Source organism: Vibrio sp. 1727, from assembly GCF_033344415.1.
Classification (GTDB): domain Bacteria; phylum Pseudomonadota; class Gammaproteobacteria; order Enterobacterales; family Vibrionaceae; genus Vibrio; species Vibrio alginolyticus.
In genome coordinates this window covers 1-19571 of record NZ_JAWPOT010000031.1, presented here as the reverse complement: position 1 = coordinate 19571, position 19571 = coordinate 1, and the positions used below count along the sequence as shown (strand labels likewise).

Sequence of the window (19571 nt, the reverse complement as noted above, 5' to 3'; positions counted from 1 at the left end):
TTGAGATGAAAATGAAAACGTTATAAAGCTTGCTGATATCCTATTTCTCAATAAGTTGGGTTGTGCGTTGAAGCCAGTTTTTATCTTGCGTATCAAGAAAAGGGCTAAGTGCTTGATAGACTCGTGAATGGTAATGATTGAGCCAGTCTAGCTCTGCTTGATCTAGCATTGATAAATCAAGGGCGTTGGTCGCAATTGGAGCAAGAGTGATGGTCTCAAAACCGTAAAACGTGCCGAACTCATTTTGTTCTACTTCTACAACTTTAAGAATGTTCTCTATTCTTACCCCGTACTCACCTTCGCGATAAACGCCTGGTTCATTAGTAATGACCATACCCGGTTTTAGCTCAACCTCATGGTGGCTTTGCGAGAAATTTTGTGGGCCTTCGTGAACATTCAAGCAAATGCCCACGCCGTGTCCAGTGCCGCACTTGTAATCAATACCATGTTGCCATAAGACGCCACGCGCCATGATATCAAGATTGGCACCCGTAGAGCCTTTCATGAATCGAGTCTGAGTCAGTCGGATGACCGCTTTGAGCACCAAGGTATAATCTTTGCGCTGCTTAATGGTCGGTGACCCGAAGTGGAAAGTACGGGTGATGTCTGTTGTCCCGCCAAGGTATTGGCCACCAGAATCGACGAGAAAGAAGTTGCTTTCATTGACTGCCGCATTGCTTTCTTCATCGGCGGCATAATGCATTTTTGCCCCGTGAGCTGCGAAGCCTGCGATAGTGCGGAAACTGTCACTCACATAATGTCGGGTTTGACGGCGATAGTGATTCAGTTGTGCCTCAGCAGACAATTCTGTAACGAGTCCGCTTGGAACTTGCTCTTCGAGCCAGTTCATAAACCTTACGATTGCCACACCATCATCTGTTAATGCCTGTTCTAGGCTAGTTAGCTCGGTCGCATTTTTTATGGCCTTCATTGCCGTTACAGGGCAAGCCATTGGCTTTAGATTCACATTCCCTTCAATCGAACTCACCAATAAGCTGTCTGTGTGGGTCGGGTTAAAAGCGAGCGATAATCCCTCACATTGCTGATTCAAATACTGACTTACGTAGTTGTAATGGCGAATGTGTACACTCTGCTCGGTCAGCGCTCTTTCAACGTCTTGAGGCAGTTTGGCTTTATCAATAAACAGTGTCGCAAGTGATTGCTCTACGACTAGATAGGCTTCAGAAACTGGGCAGTAATTCGTATCACCACCTCGAATATTCATTGTCCACATGACATCATCTAGCGTTGACACTAATAAGCTATCTACTTGGTTCTCGGTTAACCAAGAACGGATTCTCGCTAACTTATTTTCAGTGTCAACGCCAGCAAAAGCGGTGGGGTGCTCGAATACGGGTGCACTTGGGCGAGGTGGTCTTTCAAGCCAAATCGGTGTGAGTAAATCCAGGTCGACAATGATCTTAATGTTTTTCGCTTCAAAGGTTTGTTTGAGGCCTTGATAAAAAGCGTAACTGATGGCGCGCCCGTCAACCGCGATAATACTGTTTTCTGGTAGCGTGGTAGCCAGCCATTTGGCAACTGTCGGCGTTTCTGGTTGTTTGGCTTTAAACAGTTCAAGTCCTGTGCCGTGTAACTGTTCTTCAGCTTGAATATAGTAACGACCATCAGTCCACAGGCCACCACCTTGTTGGGTAATGACGACATCGCCTGCTGAGCCGGTAAAACCTGAAATCCAGCTTCGCGCTAACCAATGATCCGCTGAGTATTCACTGTTATGTGGGTCATTGTTGGTCACGATATATGCAGACACGTTGTGAAAGGACATTGCCTCACGCAATAACGTAAGGCGTTGGTTTACTGAGTTAGTATTGTTCATTAAATGGTTCCTAAAGTCATATTTGAGCAATAGATATGATGCTGCTCCGAGCCTGTTTTTATTGGGTTCTGTTGCCCGCATACTTCTGTTGCTTCTGGGCATCGAGTACGAAAAACGCAACCGCTCGGTGGGTTAAGTGGAGAAGGAAGATCGCCGGGCAATAGTTGTATTTCACGGTCACGTGCTAATTGCGGATTAGCTATCGGGACAGCAGATAACAGTGCTTTGGTGTAGGGGTGTTGAGCATCATCAAATACTTGATCGTAACGTCCTACTTCCATAGGTTTACCAAGATACATCACCATAACGCGGTCGCTGATATGGCGCACCACGCTTAAGTCATGCGCAATCATCACCAGTGTTAACCCCATTTCTTGTTTAAGATCATCTAGAAGATTGATGACCTGAGCTTGTATGGAGACATCTAGTGCACTAACGGGTTCATCACACACGACCAAATCTGGATTGAGAATTAATGCTCTGGCAATGCCCACACGCTGGCATTGACCTCCGGAAAATTCATGTGGATAGCGGTTTCGCTGGCTCGCCAAGAGACCCACTTTATCCATCATAGCGATGACACGCTTTTCTACCTTTGCCCGTTTAAGCTTTGGCTCGTGGGTGAGCAGTGGTTCGGCGATGCATTCTGAGATGGTTAACCTCGGATTCAAACAAGCGGATGGGTCTTGAAACACCATCTGAAATTCTCTGCGTCGAGAGGAAAGCTCTTTTTTACTAAACCCGAGCATGTCTTGACCTTTCCAAGTCAACTCGCCATGTGTAGGTTCAATTAAGCGAAGTAAGGCGCGAGCAAGTGTTGATTTTCCGCAGCCTGATTCCCCCACAATGCCAAGTGTCTCACCTCGGTAAACATCTAAGTCGATACCATTGACCGCTTTCACGATTTTACGTCGACTTGGAATAAGATGACGTGAAACAGGAAAGTGGACGTTTAAATCACGAGCAGACATGAGGACTTCTTTTTTATTCATAACGCCTCCTTAAGCTTTTATTTGAATGGGAGTGATAACACTGGGTGCTTTAACGTGACAGGCAATGGACTGGCTCGTGTTTAATGGAGAAAACCGTGGGGTTTCGTATTGGCAACGCGTCTCTCGATGCTCGCACCGCTCTTTAAACGGACACCCTTGATGGTTAATCAACGCACTTGGTGGGTTACCTGGGATGGTTGGTAAACGCGGCATATCTTCAGTGATGGAAGGAATCGCCTTTAGCAGGCCTTGAGTGTAGGGGTGCGCAGGTTGAGCGAACAATGTCTCGGTATCTGATTGCTCCATTTTTTGACCACCATACATGACCAATACGCGATCACACATCTCGGCGACGACGCCCATATCGTGAGTGATCAGTAAAATAGCCGTATTGAACTCTTGTTGTAAGTCTCGTAATAGCGTCAAAATTTGAGCTTGAACGGTTACATCTAACGCGGTGGTTGGTTCGTCTGCAATTAACAACTCGGGCTTACACAACAAGGCCATCGCTATCATGATTCGCTGACGCATTCCGCCAGATAATTCGTGAGGGTATTGATTCATCCTAGTTTCGGGAGAGGGAATACGCACCGCATCCAACATGTGAATCGATTCAATTTTTGCTTGTTTTCGGGTCATTCCTTTATGAATCATGAGAACTTCACAAAGCTGTTTGCCAATTTTCATAAATGGGTTGAGTGACGTCATCGGATCTTGAAAGATCATTCCGATTTTCTCTGCACGGATGCGGTTGAGCTGCTTTTTAGACATCGCGAGTAAATCATCACCGTGGAACATTGCGCTTCCAGACACGGCGCCGTTATCCGCGGTTAACCCCATTAATGCGAAAACAGACTGGCTTTTTCCCGAACCTGATTCCCCAACAATCCCAAGAGTTTCGCCCGCTTTAATCGAGTAGGAGAGATTACTGACCGCTTGCACTTGCCCATCTGGCGTATCGAAGCGCACGTTCATGTTTTCAATAGATAGCATGGGTTTGTCCTTATCGGTCTTTCGGGTCAAGAGCATCACGCAAGCCATCGCCGATGAAGTTAAAACAAAAGAGGGTGGCAACTAAAAACAGAGAGGGAAAAAGCAGCATCCACAATGCAACGTCAATCGTTTTTGCGCCTTCGGAAATTAGGATTCCCCAGCTCGTGTCTGGTGGTTGAACACCAAGCCCTAAGAAGCTCAAAAACGATTCGAACATAATGAATCCTGGTACCATTAAGGAGGAATAAACCATCACGATCCCAAGCACATTAGGCAGAACATGGCGTCGGACAATTGTCAATTTAGAAACCCCAATAGAGTGTGCGGCTTCGATGAACTCTCGCTTTTTTAGACCGAAGGTGACACCACGTACAACACGGGCAATGCCCAGCCAAGATACCATTCCGATCACGATAAAAATCAGGTAGATGTTGTTGCCAAAAAGGGTAACAAACAGGATAACCATAAACATAAATGGCACCGAATCGAGCACCTCAATAATGCGCATCATTACGCTATCGACAACGCCGCCAAGATAGCCGGAAATACTTCCCCAAATCGTACCAATAACAACGGCGACTAAGGCGCCAACAAAACCTACCAAAATAGAGAGCCTGCCACCTTGCATCGTGCGAGCGAAGACATCTTGCCCGAGATCATCGGTACCAAAGTAATGGCCACTGCTCAGTGAAGGTTTCCCTAGCTCGTATGGATCGATGAGCACTTCCCAGTCAATTTCATCATGGCCAAAAGCGGCAAGAGAGGGGCCGAAAGTGATGCATAAGGTAATGAAAGCCAAAACATACACTGATGTCATCGCGGCTCTGTTTTTACGAAATCGAGTCCATGCATCCTGCCAAAGACTGCGACCTTCGACGGCTTCAATATTGTCGACGACTTGATCTTGAAGAGCTTGTGTATCCAGTTTTTTGATCGTTAACATACCGGACTCCTAAACGCGTATACGAGGGTCGATAATCGTATATAGCAAGTCGACCACAAGGTTAAAGAAGATAGTGAGTGAAGCGACAATCAGAGTAATGCCCATTACTAGGCCGTAGTCGCGGTTGAGAGCCCCAGACACAAAGTGTTGTCCCATGCCACCTGTACCAAAGAAAATGTCGATAATCACCGAGCCTGTCACAACAGACACAAACGCAGGGCCGAGCATCGCAACGACGGGAATCAGGGATGGTCGCAAAGCGTGATGGAATAAAATGTAGGTTGTGGACAAACCTTTGGCTTTTGCCGTTCGAATGTATGGTTGGTTGAGCGTTTCAATCATTGCGCCACGCATGACGCGTGCAATACTCGCAATGGAGCCAATCGCTAAGCTGAGCACGGGAAGAACAAGAAAAGCCAGCTTTCCTCCTTCCCAACCACCAGCAGGGAACCAGCCAAGCTGAATAGCGAAAATCATGACTAAAACCGGAGCAAGCACGAAAGCCGGAACCACAACTCCAGTCATCGAAAGTGTCATCAGGCCGTAATCTAGGCGGCTATTTCGGTTCAATGCCGCAATGGTGCCAAGCAACATGCCAAGTGGAACGGAAATACAAAAGGAGAGTACGCCTAATACTGCTGAAACTGGCCATGATTGTGCGACGAGCTGTGTAACACTGAAGTCTTGATAAACGAAGCTCGGACCGAGATCTCCTTGTATGAAATTACCAATGTAAATCCAAAACTGAGTAAGGAAGGGCTGGTCCAAATGGAATTTTGCTTCGATATTCGCACGTACCACCTCTGGCATAGGCCGTTCCATATCAAATGGCCCCCCTGGTGCAATGTGCATCAGCCAAAATGATACGAGTGCGATGAATAGAAGCGTGGGGATAGCGATAGCTAATCGCTTAACAATGTACCAAATCATGATCCATCATCCTTTGGTCATCCGAAATCACTTCGAACGGTTATGAATAAAAAATGGTCTGAGCTCAGGTTGCCTTCTCCACCGAGAGATATGAGGAACGGCAAGTAAACATTGAACTTGCCGACTCAGACCGAAAACATGCTTTTAGTGGGCTTTTACATAGACATTCTTGCGGTAGTACGACGACTCAGGGTTTGTCAGTTCGTAGCCGCCCACGTAAGGCTTGATGAGGTATTGATCGTTACCCGGACGATAAATAGGAATAATGGCCATGTCTTCAATCAGCATGCTTTCTGCTTGTAGATACAGTTCTGATGGGTTGCTCATGGTCTTTGAGCGAGCCATTAACTCGTCGTATTGCGGGTTGTTATAACGAGAATCGTTGTACTCGCCACTAGAAACGAAGATATCCAACCATGTAGAGGCTTCATTGTAGCCAGCCGTCCAGCCGCCGCGAGTAATGTCGGTCGGCTCTTTAAGTGCGTAGAACACTTTCGGTTCTAGCTGTTTTATCGTGACTTGCGCACCCAATCGGCTTTTCCACATGCCTGCCATGGTGGTTGCCATTTTTACGTCCATCGAGAAAGTTGGTACGGTAAACGTTAACTTAAGCGGATTGCTTTTATCGTATCCAGCTTCTGACAGTAATTGCTGCGCTTTTTCGATACGTTTATGGCGGTTCCAAGTTGCGAACTCAGGAGTGTGAGATTTAAAACCATCTGTTTGAGGTGGCACAAGGGTATACATTGGAACCCCACCGTTTCTCAAAATAGCACTTGTTAACAGTTGACGGTCAATGGCATATGAGAGGGCTTTACGAACCCGCACGTCTTTTGTTGGCCCTTGTTGAGTGTTGAGGTAATAGAATGTGGAGCCAAGAGACGCACTGGTGCTTGCCACTTCTTGTGGGCGTTGTTGAATTAACTTTTTCTTCTGAGCGGCAGGAATGGAAACCGCTTGGTCTATCTCACCAGCTAGGTAGCGGTTTAGCACTACGTTTGCATCACCAATTGGTAGCCAGGTGACTTTTTCCAGCACTACATTGCTTGCGTCCCAATAATGTGGATTTTTAACCATCACCAGTTTTTCGTTAACTTTCCATTCAGAGACAGTAAACGCACCATTTGTAACGATATGCTCAGGCTGGGTCCAACGGTTGCCATGTTTTTCGACGGTCGCTTTGTGAACGGGTGCAAGTACGGGATGACTTAATAGTTTCGTAAAGAAGGGAATAGGCTCTTCGAGTGTTACCTGGAACGTTTTTTCATCCAGCGCCTTCACGCCCAAAGACTCAGGCTCGGCTTCGCCCTTCATAATCGCTTGCGAGTTTTCGATATTTGGAATGGCCGCAAACCAAGCGTACGGTGAAGCAGTGTTTGGATTCAGTAAGCGTTGCCAGCTGTAGACAAAATCTTGTGCAGTGACCGTTTCGCCATTTGACCATTTTGCATCACGTAAGTGGAAGGTATAAACCGTATTGTTGTCATTGACTGACCAAGACTCAGCAACACCAGGAATGGTTTTACCTTGCTTATCTTGAATGACCAGACCTTCAAACAGGTCTCGACCGAGATTAAAAGCGGGCTCTGCGGCTTGCTTGGCTGGGTCAATAGAAGTAACTTCAGCCCCATTGTTTAGCGTAATTTCTTGTGTCTCATCGAGGGTCACACCTGAGGGATACGGCGCGGCATAGCTTGATGTTGCCAGTATTGGACTCATCATCGACGCTAATAAAAGCAACTTAGGTAATTTCATCCTTGTCTCACTCTTTTCATCCTGAAAGATGCCAAAAATGTATATTGTATAAATTGTCTACACAATCGAGTTTTAACATTACTGTAACAGGGTGTCAGGTGTTGAGCTGTCTGGTCTCAAAAAGTGAGCTAGGGGAATTTCTTTGAAGATCTGATATCAAGTTGGCATGACGGGAAGTAATTTTGCTTCGATACAAATTAAAATCCCCTTCAAGCACAGGCTAGAAGGGGAAGATAGTCAGTCTGCTCTTCAAAAAGCACGACGTTAACTGACTAGGAAATGTTTCACGAACTCAGTGATTTTGACCATATCACTTACCGCGATAAACTCTTCTGTCGTGTGTACTTTTGCCATGCCAGTTGAAAGGTTGACCGTTGTGAGACCTTTCTTGTTAAAGTTGTTGGCATCGCTACCGCCGCCAGTGCCTTTTGTGAAGGCGTCAATTCCCAACTCTGAAAACGCTGCTTTTATAGCGTTTACGTGTGGGTGGTTTTCTTCAATAACAAAAGCGTCGTAGGCTCGGCTAGATTCAGTTTCGACTTCTGCACCGTGCTTTTCACAGACAGACTCTAATGTTGAGATCATATGATTGACCTGAGCATCTAGTTTATCGCCATTCAGGGAGCGTGCTTCTGCCACGATTTTTAATTCAGGCATAACAATGTTTGTGGCCTGACCGCCGTTAACCATACCGATGTTGGCTGTCGTTTCTTCGTCGATGCGAAGCAGCTTCATTTGGTTGATGGCATCTGCCGCCACCATGATCGCACTGATGCCTTCTTCTGGCGCAAGCCCTGCGTGTGCTGGTCGGCCTTTGATTTTTGCCATGATCTTTTGCTGGCCTGGGGCTGCGGTCACAATGGTGCCAATAGGGCCACCTGTATCTAACACGATTGCTTCCGTTGAAGTGACGTGTGACATATCGAAGTATTGTGAACCGAATAAACCGCCTTCTTCATACACGGTGAAAGCAAGTTCTAACGTTTTGTGCTCACGGTTTTCCGCTTGAATACAACGAACGGCTTCCATGATGGCAGCAATACCAGATTTATCATCGCCACCGAGAATCGTATGGCCTTTTGAACGGATAATGCCGTCTTCGATGAGTGGCTCAATGCCAATACCTGGAGTGACCGTATCCATATGACAGCTCATTAGGATAGAGCCGTCTTTTTTGCCGTCTAAACGGGCGTACACGTTAAAACCGTTAGAAATGTGCTCAGGCACTGGAAGCTTGTGCACGGTAAAGCCTAGCTCGCCTAGCTGTTCTGCCAGTGTTTCTGCAATTTGTTTTTCGTTTTTTGATTCGCTGTCGATACGTACTAGTTGGCAAAAGTGTTCAACTAAGCGTTCTTGATTAATGTGCGTCATTAGATGTCTCTTTTTCTGATCGAGCGTGAAGCCTTGTGGCTCGGCTCGAAAGGGAACAGAGCACCACTTATGGCATAGTTACTTTTGAATAAAACTGAGGTGAATCAATAAAGGGGTATCCATGACACGATTCTGACCGATGAGCCTTTCGAACTGTATGAAGCGTCACGAAACATTACTTTTGATGTTTTGCAGGAGCAAATGAATAAATCGGATAGAGATAGGGGGCAATAGATTTTCCATCCCCTTTTACTTTTTGAGTTACGTTGCCAAGATAAAATGCCAAAGTAACAACTTGTTTACATTTTATGTGATGGCGTAAAGCCGAAAATATCAATCTAATATATTGAAAGTAGGCAGTTTATTTAATGTTTACAAAAGTGGATTCGACGTGCACTCTTCGTGTAACATATATTTTACAATTGTGCGTAAAAATCGCCAAGATAAAGATTTCTCCCCACGTATTCCAATTTCTCAATACCTGCGCCAAGTTAGAAAAATAAGTCCAAACAAAAGCTACTGAGACAAGGAGAAAGTCATGGTTGATGCATATAACCCATTAGGAACAGACGGATTTGAGTTTGTTGAATATACCGCTGCTGACAACAAAGGCATTCAACAGCTTAAAGATCTGTTTATATCGTTAGGTTTTGCGGAGATTGCAAAGCATCGCTCAAAAGAAGCGTGGTTATATCGACAAGGTGACATTAGCTTTATTGTGAATGCGCAGCCGCATAGCCAAGCTGAGGGATTCGCCAAAGTTCACGGTCCGTCGGTTTGTGGCATGGCATTTCGTGTGAAAGACGCCACCGTTGCTCTGGCGCATGCGTTAGAGAATGGCGGTAAAGAATATAAAACGGAAATTGGGCCGATGGAGCTTAGCATTCCTGCTATTTATGGCATCGGTGAAAGCTTGCTTTATTTTGTCGATCGTTATGGAAAGCAGAGCATTTATGATGTCGATTTTCGTTTTTATGATGATGCTGATGAGCGTTTATCAAAAGCGAATGTTGGTCTTTACGAAATCGACCACTTAACGCACAACGTTAAGCAAGGCAACATGGATGTCTGGTCAGGTTTCTATGAGCGCATTGGTAACTTCCGCGAAATTCGTTATTTCGATATCGAAGGTAAGCTGACTGGTCTTGTCAGCCGTGCGATGACCGCACCTTGCGGCAAAATCCGAATTCCTATCAATGAGTCGTCAGATGATAAATCACAGATTGAAGAGTTTATCCGTGAATACAATGGCGAAGGTATTCAACACATCGCATTGACCACTGACGACATCTACGAAACGGTCAAAACCTTGCGTGAGCGAGGCATGGACTTTATGCCAACGCCAGATACTTATTACGAGAAAGTCGATCAGCGTGTTGAAGGCCACGGCGAAGATGTAAGCAAGCTTCGTGATTTGCAGATTCTTATTGATGGTGCGCCAACGAAAGATGGCATCTTGCTACAAATCTTTACTCAAACCGTTATCGGCCCTGTGTTCTTCGAAATCATCCAACGTAAAGGCAATGAAGGCTTTGGCGAGGGTAACTTCAAAGCGTTGTTTGAATCGATAGAAGAAGACCAAATTCGCCGAGGAGTATTGAGCGATGCATAAATGGATCACATTCCCTCATCGGGAGGGAGTGTGCTCTAAACAAGCACATGCTGACTTCCCGGAAGAGGCAATTTATGAACGTGAGGCAGGTCGAAGTGGCTTCTTCGGCCCCGCAACACATTTTCATCATCAACATGCCCCAACGGGGTGGTCTGAGTGGGAGGGCGAGCTACGTCCACGAGCGTTCGATTTTAATCTAGTGGAGAAAGCCAGCCATATTACCCCGTGGGCAGTCCCGCATCTATTACACAACGCGAATTGTAAAGTTCGTGTTTGGCGTATGGATGAAAAAATGGACTTCTTGGTGAGAAACGCTGATGGCGACGAACTGCTATTCATCCACCAAGGTACGGCAGATCTCTACTGTGATTATGGTCATTTGAAAGTGAGCGAAGGGGATTATGTCATGATCCCTCGCTCAACGAGCTGGCGTTTAGAGCCAAGCGAGCTGATGTTCATTCTGATGATCGAAAACACCGATGCGGCTTATACATTGCCCGAAAAAGGCATGGTTGGAAACCACGCGGTGTTTGATCCGGCGGTTTTAGAAACGCCGTCGATCAACGATCAGTTCCGTGCTCAATATTCTGAGAATCAAACACAGGTTCAGGTGAAACGCCACGATAAAGTCAGTGTTATCACTTACCCATTCAACCCGTTGGATGCGATTGGGTGGCATGGTGATTTGGCGGTAGTAAAAGTGAACTGGCGTGATATTCGTCCACTTATGTCACATCGTTACCATTTACCGCCTTCTGCACATACTACATTTGTAGGAGCAGGATTTGTGGTGTGTACCTTCGTTCCTCGTCCAATTGAAAGTGATCCTGGAGCGCTCAAAGTACCGTTCTACCACAACAATGACGATTATGACGAAGTCTTGTTCTACCATGCAGGTGATTTTTTCAGCCGTGACAACATTGAAGCGGGCATGGTGACATTCCATCCAGCAGGATTTACACATGGCCCTCACCCGAAAGCTTTCAAAGCAGGGCGAGAGCATAAGAAGACTTTTGCCGACGAAGTCGCGGTCATGATTGATACGCGTCACGCACTTCAGTTTTCGGATGAGCTGGAAAAAGTAGAAAACAAAGAATACGTCTATAGCTGGCAAGAGAAGTAAGAGGCAAGGATGAAATTAGCAACCAAGAAAAATGGCACTCGTGACGGTTTGTTGATGGTCGTGAGCAAAGACTTAACGCGCTGCGTACCAGCGACAGAAATTTTCCACCCCATGAACTTAGCACCGACGATGCAGGTGGCACTTGATAACTGGGATACGCTAGCACCGCAACTGGAAGAGCTATACGTTGCACTGAACAATGGCACGGTTGCAGGGTATGAAGAGTTTGAAGCGCACTACTGCGAGTCGCCGCTTCCTCGCGCTTATCAGTGGGCTGATGGCAGTGCTTACGTAAACCACGTTGAGTTGGTTCGAAAAGCTCGCGGCGCTGAAATGCCAGAGAGTTTTTGGACGGACCCGTTGATGTACCAAGGAGGCTCTGATGCCTTTATTGGACCTTGTGACAATATCGAGTTTGCCAGTGATGAATGGGGTATTGATTTCGAAGGTGAAGTTGCTGTGGTAACTGGTGACGTACCAATGGGCGCAAGTGTTGCAGAGGCTCAGGAATCGATTCGTTTGATCATGCTGGTGAATGATGTCTCACTGCGTGGGCTAATTCCGGCAGAGTTAGCTAAAGGGTTTGGTTTTTTCCAATCTAAACCTTCTTCTGCGTTTTCTCCTGTGGCAGTAACACCAGACGAACTAGGCGATGCGTGGTACGAAAACAAAGTGCATTTACCATTGGTCTCGATCTACAACCACAAGCCGTTTGGTCGCCCAAATGCGGGTATCGATATGACGTTTGATTTTGCAGACTTAATTGTTCATGCGACTAAAACGCGCCCGCTATCTGCTGGGGCAATTATAGGTTCTGGCACGGTATCTAATAAGCAAGGCACCGAACATGGCACTTCGATTGAGGAGGGTGGTGTTGGTTATTCATGTATCGCGGAAGTTCGCATGATTGAAACCATTCGTGATGGTAAGCCGTCGACTAACTTTATGTCGTTTGGAGATTCAATCAGATTGGAAATGTTCGATGCGGATGGCAACAACATATTCGGTTCGATTGACCAACAAGTTAGCCAATATCTCAAGCACTAATAGTGCTGGTTGGGAGACGATATGAGCGATAGCATGATTTTATACGGATACTGGCGATCATCGGCGGCGTATCGTGTGCGTATTTGCTTGAATCTTAAAGAGTTATCGTATGATTCAAAATCGGTACACTTGGTGCGCAATGGTGGCGAACAACATAGTGACGAGTACCATGAGTTAAACGCTTCTGAACTGGTTCCTTTGCTGGTGGATGGGGAGGTTCAGTTAACCCAGTCACTGGCGATCATTCAATACTTAGAAGAACACTACCCGGATGTCACTGTGATCCCCGAGCAAACGCCGCTTCGATACCAAGCGCTAGCTTTGGCTCAGGATATTGCAATGGAGATTCATCCCCTGAATAACTTAAGAGTTCTACAGTATTTAGAGGGGGAGCTAGCTTGCGAACCAGAGCGCAAAGTCGCTTGGATTCATCACTGGATCCACAAAGGTTTTACAGCATTAGAAGAGAAACTTCAGAAGCATCGTAAACTAAATGGTGATTGCAAGTTTAGCCTGACAAGCTCGCCATCTATTGTCGATATTTGTCTGGTACCACAATTTTATAACGCACAACGCTTTGGTGTAGATACTTCTCTTTATCCAACCATTAACGCTGTTGTGCAGTCATGCAATCAACTGCCAGCTTTTATTGATGCGATGCCAGAGAATCAGCCAGACGCTAATAGTTGATTCTTAGCATACATAATGTATTAACAAAATTTAAACGAGCCAATCCAAGTGTGTGATTGGCTCGTTTTTATTGGTGAGCAAAATTTTCTGTTTCTCGCTATCGTCGTGGCGCCTCAAAATTGCGAGGTTTTGTTGCTCTGCATAACATTTCCATTTACGCTTTGAGCAACGAGTTGTTTTGGATGCACTTTATTTATGACCAACATTTTTATCATTGTTGTTCTTCTGGTTTTATTCTTCTTTGTTATTCAAAAGTACGTGATTAAGCACGATGACACGCGTGATTATCCTTATCGCTCGAAAGGCCCTCTGCTCAGAGGTCAAGAGGGTGCGTTCTATAATGCGTTAAGAGCGGCGGTCGGGGAGCATGCCGTAGTATTCGCGAAAGTAAACATGTCCAGTTTGGTTACGCCAAAAGAAATCAAAAATAAGAAGCAGTTTTTTGTCGCGAACAATCGTATATCTCGAAGCTATTTTGATTACGTTATTTGTGACCCAAGGACACTAGAGCCGCGCGTTATCGTTGAATTGGATAATGGGCAGGAGCTAAACAAGGGTAAGATAGAAAGACAAAAGTTATTGATTCATGTTTGTAAGACGGCCAACCTGCCTTTAATTGGCGCCTCGGTAAAGCACAGTTATCAAGTTGGGCGATTACGTCGTTTGCTTGCGGCACACATTGATTTGATTGAGCCCGATAAAGAAGTGCGTTTTTGTAAAAAATGCGGCAGTCCGATGATCATTAAAACCGCAAGCCAAGGTGAGTTCAAAGGGAGACGTTTCTTTACTTGTAGCCGTCAGCCGAATTGTACATACACCGAAAATTATAACGTTGTGTTTGAGGCGGACGACTAAACACGATAATTAACCTGCAGAAATAAGGGGCTTTGATTAGAGGTGATCAAAGCCTTTTTTGTATCAGTCATCAAGGCAGGGCCTATACTTTGAAAAAGAGTGCAGAATAGGGCAGCCATATGCGATACGGATGGATTTTGTCAGCATTGTTCATCGCATCTAATGTTAGTGCGATACCTAATTTGAAACCACTAGAGTGTGAATTGACAGAGACACCCCAAGATCATTTCTTGTTTTACCGAGAGCAAATGGTTTACCACAGTGAGCAGTTTGTCATATTTCAAAACTTCAAAGGCAGGGTGAGCACTCAAGTAGACGTCAAAACAGGAGAGTTGATCCGTACAACCTATATCGGCGAACCATTTAAACCTAAATATCAGATTTTGTTCGGCACTTGCCCTAAGGTATCGCAAACCTTACAGATTTGGATGCTCAGTGAAGTGCCTTACGACAATTAAGTGAGATAATAAAAGTTATATAGATCACACTTTTAAACCCTGCAGGCTCCGTCCTTGTCGATAAAATCATCTGAAAACGCGTGTTGAGTTTACATTTTCGCCAAACGGTTCAAAGTTGGTAAATTTGTGCTTGCACCGTCGTTCGCTTATAGCTAATATCCTCGTCGTTCCAGAGAAATGCGTCCGTAGCTCAGCTGGTTAGAGTATCGCCTTGACATGGCGGGGGTCGGTGGTTCGAGTCCACTCGGACGCACCATTCTGAATTGAATGGTTAGGAACATAAAAATTTGGGTCCGTAGCTCAGTTGGTTAGAGTACTACCTTGACATGGTAGAGGTCGGCGATTCAAGTTCGCCCGGACCCACCAAATTTTAAAAAAGCCCACCTTTTGGTGGGCTTTTTGTGTCTGTAATTCATTGATACTCAAGTAAAACTACTTCTTTTCTTGTCCCTTGTTTTTGCTCTGCTTTAGCCCCTTGTCAGAGATAAAAGCGCACTACTTGATCCGCAACACAACCTCAAAACCCTAAATGCAATGCATAAGGTGCATACGCTTCAAACCCACTAGAGCCGTCTATAAATCATGTTGCGTGCCACTAGCCGTGGCATTAGAGACACTGACTATTAATCTAAATTATCTGGCGTGTGAAGATTGGTGCCGCATATTGTACATTTGTAGTCACCAGTCGCTTCGCCTTCCATTAATGAGCTAATTATTGCTGCAAATAGACCTGAGAAGAAACCTTTAGCTTTTTTCTCGGTCTTTTCCTGCGCTTTAGAGAAGCTTTCGTACCGATGTAGCGTTACTTCTTTACAATTACAGCAAAACGCTCTTGTCTCTTCAGAACCGTACATTTTTACCAATTGATTTACTCCCTGTAAGTTAATTTCCCCAAGTGGCGTTATGTTCAAGGGTAAGTCACACAAGACTGATGTGTGACTTACCCTAAACACTAAAACTAACGTAATGTAAAACACCACATGTTATGAATGATTATTTAACGCCTTGTTATCCGAGCTTGCTAACTCTGCTGATTGAATAGTTGTGGCAATAAGCTCTTCAAATAGATCTAATTGCCCAGCAGGTATCAATTGATTTTGTATAGCTTTTCGTTTGTTTGAGTCAAATAGCCGCTCTGTTAACCAACCAATTAGATACATCAGTGAAAGACAGCCACCAGCCGTCGCTACATTACCGTCTATCACGAGAGGCAGATCCTGAACATCTCCTCCCATACTTTGTAGAACGTCCTTTGCATCTGGGTTTGTTGTTAATCGCTTGCCTTTTAGTAAACCGAGTTCATGGAGGATGAATGATCCCGCACAAATCGAACCTATTAGCTGCCTATTTGGATCAAGATTCAACGCTGACATAAATTCAGCATCTTTTAAAGCGGCTGGAATACCCCGTTTGCCGCTTGTAATAAGAACGACATCTTGATTCGTCACCTCAGAAAGGTGTCCGTCTGTTTTAACTTTCATACCGAGGTGGGAATGATGTTCAGATTTAGTTCCAAGTATACTTACTGTCCAACTGTCGGTTGTGCGACCTAGCAAGTCATACATAAGAAAGAAATCGACATCCGTGAAATCATCAAATAAAACAACGCCGATTTTATACATAACATTTATCCTTTTGGACTTACTCGTAAGTCGCAAAATGTGTAGTAGGAGGGGAGGGCATTCAATACACAAGCTTCTGCTGAGCACCTTAAACACCAAAGGCGGTGCAAACTAACAATGCCATGTGTACCAAATCCCTATTATAAAACTTTGTTATGTTTGTTTTATGAGCCCGCCCAGAAAAACTCAACCCTAATACCACTTGGGTCGTAACACATTAAATGTTTTGCGGGTCCTGTTTTAACAAGCTCGGGACCAAACTCAATTTCGATTCCCGACGCCATAAATTGATCACGCAACTCATAGAGTTGCTTCTCAGTCTCTACCAGTAAAGCTAAGTGATGCAAACCAATATTCGTTTTTCTGTCAAATGGAGTGGCGGCATCAGCCTTAGCCGCCCATAGTGTAAGCATGATATGCCCATCACTCACAAATATTGCCGGGTAGTCTGGATTTCTTTTTACTTCACTCCAACCTAATTGTTCAGTGAAAAACTTCGCGCTTGCTTCTAGGTTAGATACGGTTAAACCTACGTGGTGTATGCCTTTTGTTAACACAGTCACTTTGTTTCCTTACTCGTTTTAATGGCTATCAAACAAAGATAACTCGATAAAAAGTAAGCATCAATACACATATATTGATTAACTTCGTCAATCTATTCGAATACGGTAATCCAACTGGAAACATAACATTGTAAACACGAAACCCAACCTTGGACTAAAAATTAAACTTTGAGTTCATTCTTAAGGGCTTTATTAATCAAATGCATTAATAGCCATAATATTTAAGCCAGCCTATAGGGCATATCATTCCATTAAACGTTTGAATGTTCTTATTCAAGCTAACGTCTTCCAATTTGTAACAGTGAACAACATTACTAGTCGAAGTAGATGCTGGTGTTGAATAGGTCACAGGTTTAGAAGCGTTTGCTTTATGTATTTCATGTGCTCGCTGCTGGTTTATCGCCACTTGATTCTTGTGATTGTTAACTTCTCGCAATCCAGATTCTAAGGGTAGGTGCCAATCCTTACATGTTGTTCCTAAACCATCATTCTGAGACTGATATTCTGATAACGCTACACGAGCTTCATTTACAGACTGATCGATATCGGACTGATCGACTAGCCAAGTAGAAAAAGAATAGTTAATGGCCTCTCGATAGTTTACGGATTGCTCTAAGCTATAAGCATCGGAGTGAAAACAGGCCTCTACCACTGCCCATTGAGTCGATAGGTTTGATAATACGTTTTCAGGTATAGGCTGAAGCTGGCTTTGCGTAGACTGGCAACCGGTTAGAAGAAAAGGGACAGGGAGTAGTTTTAGAAAAAATTTTTGGTTCATTTTAATTTTAAAATTAGTGCAATCTTTTTCATTATCATAATACAGGACGATTGAAGAAAGTAGCATTTCTATCAGTAAGGGAATATAGCTAACGTACTGATAAGGTGCGAGTAAAGCAATGCCAAAGCCCTTAACACACCTTAACTACGAATACTACCGCATAACAAAGATGCTATGCGGTAGCGGTAGTATTCAGGCTTGAACAGTTTGTCGCACGTTGCTCTCGCCTGACAGCACGGAAATTCTCTCAAAATCTCGACTCGGGAAGTCAGGATCTACGTACACAAACATACGACTTATCATTTTTCCTTCAAACTCAAATACACTACAAAAACGCCCTGTGGAAACTTTGTTGTCCGGCCAAGAGGTACCATCACTCATTACGCCGCCTTCCTGTCCTTCAACAATGACCTTGTTTCCAGCAGTCGTTATTTGAAAGCCGTCTATGTCGTGCCAGATACTAATCAACGAGCTACCAATCCTATTGCCAAACTCCACTAAGGCACTCTTTCCTTTCGCTTGCCCAAATTTAGGAAAGAAAAAGTCAACATCCTCTGAGAATAGATCCAGATAGCTAGGATCACCGGCATCTATTTTCTCGAAATACTTAACTACTAGCCCAACTAAATCGTCTTTTTCCATAATTGTTTCACACCCATATAAGCTTTACGCACAACCTGAACGCTTGCATCTTAAACACAGAGTGCATTTAAACTGAAATTGCCAAGAGTTGCGAATCTTATTGAAGTGCCTTGTTAGATGTAATCCGTTTAGCCTACGTATACACCATTGAAGTATTCGACGCGTTCTAACGTCATTCTTAACTTACATTCTTCAATCTGGACACCTTGCCAGGGTGAGGGTGTGGAAGACAGGCCCGTAAATTCACATTCGGCGTCTCTGTATTTTAGCCAAGCTCTTTGGGCCTTTCGAAATGGCTCTACCAGTTCGGTCTGAGACCATGTTTCCCTTAGTGCTTTTTCTTCCTCACCTATTCTAGCGATTGCTTCCTTGTAACTTTCGTTAAGCTCTTTATCTGCAGATTCCATCTTCTTTTCTACACACTGATAACCAGCCATAACGCCACCGCCTTTTACTTTGCAGGGAGCTTCAACATCATCAGAGGCCAAGCAAGGTAAAGAAACCAACGCAAATATCATTAGTAATTTGTTCAAAATTGCCTCCAAGCTCCGAGTGCTTGTTAAACCGTTATCCGCTATTTTTCCTTTTTAATCATGCATCTTTTTATCTGTGCCTTCAAAGATAAAATAGAAGGTTAGTGATTCTAGTGCCTAAATAGAAGGTAAAAGAAGATTGATACACGGGTTAAATGACGCCTTAATCTGAGTTATTTTTAGTGGGCGTTTGGTGTTAATCTTTTCTGTGGAATCATTAGTTTGATGGCGTCTGAGGATGTTAATATGACTCCCATTGAATTTATTATCGCCCTGAAACACCTAGGTTGAATTAAGTGGTGACTATTCCCCTTCAATCATGGAGTTGATTCAAAGGTAGGGCGATAAATGTTGCGATTCGTAATAAAAATTTATGCCAAGTGCAGTTCGCTATCGCGGCTTATATTGAGTTGGGCAATAACCTCTGATGATGTCTGAGTTTCGTAGCTTGTTGTGTTTTGTATTGCGCCCCGAAACCCTTTTACGCCACAATTTAAAGCTACTTGATTTGAGCCGGCTACGCATAAACTGAATCACGTCGGATTCATTCAAACCAAATTGGAATTCGATAGCCTCAAATGGGGTGCGGTCTTCCCATGCCATTTCTATTATTCTTGACTCAGTTTCCGAGGTCAGTTTCATTTCAAATAACCTATTTTAGAAAAGAGATTTCTACGACGGAAATTGAGTCTTGGTTCAAATGTTCTTATATGCGTGCTTAGTGTTTAGCGACTTAACACCTACAAAAACTGGCTTTGTTGCTTAATTCGGTGAGAAGACATGGTAGCCCCATGTTGATCAGTTCTTAAACAACATACCGAGTTTCA

The 19571-nt window shown here is 44.4% G+C and carries 20 protein-coding genes and 2 tRNA genes; 8 read left to right on the top strand and 14 right to left on the bottom strand.

Going from position 1 to position 19571, the window contains the following annotated elements:
- Positions 1-40: 40 nt before the first annotated feature.
- The 7 genes from R8O10_RS21555 to R8O10_RS21525 form a co-directional block, all read right to left on the bottom strand.
- The gene (locus tag R8O10_RS21555; RefSeq protein ID WP_017820900.1) at positions 41-1837 is read right to left on the bottom strand and encodes an aminopeptidase P family protein; all 1797 of its coding nucleotides are present in this window, start codon (positions 1835-1837) and stop codon (positions 41-43) included.
- Positions 1837-2829, bottom strand: a complete 993-nt coding sequence (locus R8O10_RS21550; protein ID WP_318191715.1) for an oligopeptide/dipeptide ABC transporter ATP-binding protein — start codon at positions 2827-2829, stop codon at positions 1837-1839. Before R8O10_RS21550 ends, R8O10_RS21555 begins: the two co-directional genes overlap by 1 nt.
- A 9-nt stretch (positions 2830-2838) precedes the next feature.
- Entirely contained in the window at positions 2839-3822 is a 984-nt protein-coding gene (locus R8O10_RS21545) for an ABC transporter ATP-binding protein (RefSeq protein WP_017820901.1), read from the bottom strand.
- Positions 3823-3832: 10 nt separating this feature from the next.
- A complete protein-coding gene (locus R8O10_RS21540; protein WP_005377839.1) occupies positions 3833-4765 on the bottom strand; it encodes an ABC transporter permease subunit in 933 nt (310 codons plus the stop codon).
- A gap of 9 nt (positions 4766-4774) precedes the next feature.
- Entirely contained in the window at positions 4775-5695 is a 921-nt protein-coding gene (gene oppB, locus R8O10_RS21535) for an oligopeptide ABC transporter permease OppB (RefSeq protein ID WP_005377838.1), read from the bottom strand.
- A 144-nt stretch (positions 5696-5839) separates the two neighbouring features.
- A complete protein-coding gene (locus R8O10_RS21530; RefSeq protein ID WP_318191714.1) occupies positions 5840-7450 on the bottom strand; it encodes a peptide ABC transporter substrate-binding protein in 1611 nt (536 codons plus the stop codon).
- A gap of 264 nt (positions 7451-7714) precedes the next feature.
- On the bottom strand, positions 7715-8821 hold the full coding sequence (locus R8O10_RS21525; RefSeq protein WP_115385911.1) for a M20/M25/M40 family metallo-hydrolase: 1107 nt from the start codon (positions 8819-8821) through the stop codon (positions 7715-7717).
- Between the two features lie 538 nt (positions 8822-9359).
- On the opposite strand from R8O10_RS21525, the gene hppD reads away from it, so the two are divergent.
- The 8 genes from hppD to R8O10_RS21485 all read left to right on the top strand — a co-directional run bounded on the left by hppD (position 9360) and on the right by R8O10_RS21485 (position 14972).
- Positions 9360-10433, top strand: coding sequence for a 4-hydroxyphenylpyruvate dioxygenase (gene hppD / locus R8O10_RS21520; protein WP_005377835.1), 1074 nt, complete (start codon positions 9360-9362; stop codon positions 10431-10433).
- Positions 10426-11556, top strand: coding sequence for a homogentisate 1,2-dioxygenase (locus R8O10_RS21515; protein ID WP_318191713.1), 1131 nt, complete (start codon positions 10426-10428; stop codon positions 11554-11556). The genes hppD and R8O10_RS21515 overlap by 8 nt, the downstream gene beginning before the upstream one ends.
- Before the next feature lie 9 nt (positions 11557-11565).
- On the top strand, positions 11566-12603 hold the full coding sequence (locus R8O10_RS21510) for a fumarylacetoacetate hydrolase family protein (protein WP_318191712.1): 1038 nt from the start codon (positions 11566-11568) through the stop codon (positions 12601-12603).
- A 21-nt stretch (positions 12604-12624) separates the two neighbouring features.
- Complete coding sequence (gene maiA, locus R8O10_RS21505) at positions 12625-13293, top strand: maleylacetoacetate isomerase (RefSeq protein WP_005377832.1); 669 nt, start codon at positions 12625-12627, stop codon at positions 13291-13293.
- Between the two features lie 195 nt (positions 13294-13488).
- Complete coding sequence (locus R8O10_RS21500) at positions 13489-14148, top strand: DUF2726 domain-containing protein (RefSeq protein ID WP_047100684.1); 660 nt, start codon at positions 13489-13491, stop codon at positions 14146-14148.
- A 119-nt stretch (positions 14149-14267) separates the two neighbouring features.
- The gene (locus R8O10_RS21495; RefSeq protein WP_005377830.1) at positions 14268-14606 is read left to right on the top strand and encodes a hypothetical protein; all 339 of its coding nucleotides are present in this window, start codon (positions 14268-14270) and stop codon (positions 14604-14606) included.
- Positions 14607-14785: 179 nt separating this feature from the next.
- Positions 14786-14862: transfer RNA gene (locus R8O10_RS21490), tRNA-Val, on the top strand.
- 33 nt (positions 14863-14895) lie between these two features.
- Positions 14896-14972: transfer RNA gene (locus R8O10_RS21485), tRNA-Val, on the top strand.
- Between the two features lie 257 nt (positions 14973-15229).
- On the opposite strand, the gene R8O10_RS21480 is transcribed toward R8O10_RS21485, so the two are convergent.
- The 7 genes from R8O10_RS21480 to R8O10_RS21450 form a co-directional block, all read right to left on the bottom strand.
- Positions 15230-15460 carry a hypothetical protein gene (locus R8O10_RS21480; protein ID WP_017820907.1) on the bottom strand — a complete coding sequence of 77 codons (231 nt, stop codon included), beginning with the start codon at positions 15458-15460 and terminating at the stop codon, positions 15230-15232.
- 129 nt (positions 15461-15589) lie between these two features.
- The gene (locus R8O10_RS21475) at positions 15590-16228 is read right to left on the bottom strand and encodes a DJ-1/PfpI family protein (RefSeq protein WP_213915745.1); all 639 of its coding nucleotides are present in this window, start codon (positions 16226-16228) and stop codon (positions 15590-15592) included.
- A 164-nt stretch (positions 16229-16392) separates the two neighbouring features.
- Positions 16393-16791, bottom strand: coding sequence for a VOC family protein (locus R8O10_RS21470; RefSeq protein ID WP_031780991.1), 399 nt, complete (start codon positions 16789-16791; stop codon positions 16393-16395).
- A 205-nt stretch (positions 16792-16996) separates the two neighbouring features.
- A complete protein-coding gene (locus R8O10_RS21465; RefSeq protein WP_054865570.1) occupies positions 16997-17635 on the bottom strand; it encodes a hypothetical protein in 639 nt (212 codons plus the stop codon).
- A gap of 126 nt (positions 17636-17761) precedes the next feature.
- Positions 17762-18211 (bottom strand): nuclear transport factor 2 family protein, encoded by a 450-nt coding sequence (locus tag R8O10_RS21460; protein WP_005377826.1) that lies wholly within the window; start codon positions 18209-18211, stop codon positions 17762-17764.
- A 128-nt stretch (positions 18212-18339) separates the two neighbouring features.
- Positions 18340-18729: a lysozyme inhibitor LprI family protein gene (locus R8O10_RS21455; RefSeq protein WP_318191723.1), complete on the bottom strand. Its 390-nt coding sequence runs from the start codon at positions 18727-18729 to the stop codon at positions 18340-18342.
- Between the two features lie 405 nt (positions 18730-19134).
- The gene (locus R8O10_RS21450; protein WP_005377824.1) at positions 19135-19386 is read right to left on the bottom strand and encodes a TIGR03643 family protein; all 252 of its coding nucleotides are present in this window, start codon (positions 19384-19386) and stop codon (positions 19135-19137) included.
- Positions 19387-19571: the final 185 nt, after the last annotated feature.

Bases quoted from the DNA above. Each gene is read 5' to 3' on its own strand.
- R8O10_RS21555 (WP_017820900.1), bottom strand. From the start codon at position 1,837: ATGAACAATACTAACTCAGTAAACCAACGCCTTACGTTATTGCGTGAG.
- R8O10_RS21550 (WP_318191715.1), bottom strand. From the start codon at position 2,829: ATGAATAAAAAAGAAGTCCTCATGTCTGCTCGTGATTTAAACGTCCAC.
- R8O10_RS21545 (WP_017820901.1), bottom strand. From the start codon at position 3,822: ATGCTATCTATTGAAAACATGAACGTGCGCTTCGATACGCCAGATGGG.
- R8O10_RS21540 (WP_005377839.1), bottom strand. From the start codon at position 4,765: ATGTTAACGATCAAAAAACTGGATACACAAGCTCTTCAAGATCAAGTC.
- oppB (WP_005377838.1), bottom strand. From the start codon at position 5,695: ATGATTTGGTACATTGTTAAGCGATTAGCTATCGCTATCCCCACGCTT.
- R8O10_RS21530 (WP_318191714.1), bottom strand. From the start codon at position 7,450: ATGAAATTACCTAAGTTGCTTTTATTAGCGTCGATGATGAGTCCAATA.
- R8O10_RS21525 (WP_115385911.1), bottom strand. From the start codon at position 8,821: ATGACGCACATTAATCAAGAACGCTTAGTTGAACACTTTTGCCAACTA.
- hppD (WP_005377835.1), top strand. From the start codon at position 9,360: ATGGTTGATGCATATAACCCATTAGGAACAGACGGATTTGAGTTTGTT.
- R8O10_RS21515 (WP_318191713.1), top strand. From the start codon at position 10,426: ATGCATAAATGGATCACATTCCCTCATCGGGAGGGAGTGTGCTCTAAA.
- R8O10_RS21510 (WP_318191712.1), top strand. From the start codon at position 11,566: ATGAAATTAGCAACCAAGAAAAATGGCACTCGTGACGGTTTGTTGATG.
- maiA (WP_005377832.1), top strand. From the start codon at position 12,625: ATGAGCGATAGCATGATTTTATACGGATACTGGCGATCATCGGCGGCG.
- R8O10_RS21500 (WP_047100684.1), top strand. From the start codon at position 13,489: ATGACCAACATTTTTATCATTGTTGTTCTTCTGGTTTTATTCTTCTTT.
- R8O10_RS21495 (WP_005377830.1), top strand. From the start codon at position 14,268: ATGCGATACGGATGGATTTTGTCAGCATTGTTCATCGCATCTAATGTT.
- R8O10_RS21480 (WP_017820907.1), bottom strand. From the start codon at position 15,460: ATGTACGGTTCTGAAGAGACAAGAGCGTTTTGCTGTAATTGTAAAGAA.
- R8O10_RS21475 (WP_213915745.1), bottom strand. From the start codon at position 16,228: ATGTATAAAATCGGCGTTGTTTTATTTGATGATTTCACGGATGTCGAT.
- R8O10_RS21465 (WP_054865570.1), bottom strand. From the start codon at position 17,635: ATGCTACTTTCTTCAATCGTCCTGTATTATGATAATGAAAAAGATTGC.
- R8O10_RS21460 (WP_005377826.1), bottom strand. From the start codon at position 18,211: ATGGAAAAAGACGATTTAGTTGGGCTAGTAGTTAAGTATTTCGAGAAA.
- R8O10_RS21455 (WP_318191723.1), bottom strand. From the start codon at position 18,729: ATGATATTTGCGTTGGTTTCTTTACCTTGCTTGGCCTCTGATGATGTT.
- R8O10_RS21450 (WP_005377824.1), bottom strand. From the start codon at position 19,386: ATGAAACTGACCTCGGAAACTGAGTCAAGAATAATAGAAATGGCATGG.